Raw genomic sequence first — 227 nt, 5'->3', positions numbered from 1 at the left:
CTTCTCAACTCCGATTCCGTTAGATGTCTTTCTTACTGTGAAAGTCTCTCTTGCTCCGCCGCCCTGTCTTTTCAGAACTGTTCCTTCAAAAACCTGGATTCTTTCGCGGTTTCCCTCTTTAATCTTCGCGTATACTTTTACTGTATCGCCCACATTAAATTCCGGTGCGTTTTCTTTCAACTGTTCTGCTTCGATTTTCTTAATGATATCGTTCATTTTGTGTGACC

General features: G+C 41.9%; 1 protein-coding gene. It reads right to left on the bottom strand.

Annotated elements, in window-relative coordinates; all coding sequences use genetic code 11:
• Positions 1–216: 50S ribosomal protein L19 (gene rplS, locus NE619_RS18595; protein WP_256133935.1), on the bottom strand; the 216-nt coding region annotated here is incomplete at its 3' end.
• Between the last annotated feature and the right edge of the window lie 11 nt (positions 217–227).

The sequence above is a fragment of the Anaerovorax odorimutans genome, assembly GCF_024459955.1.
In the GTDB taxonomy this organism is placed as follows: domain Bacteria; phylum Bacillota; class Clostridia; order Peptostreptococcales; family Anaerovoracaceae; genus Hominibacterium; species Hominibacterium odorimutans_A.
This window is presented reverse-complemented; position numbering and strand designations above follow the sequence as displayed.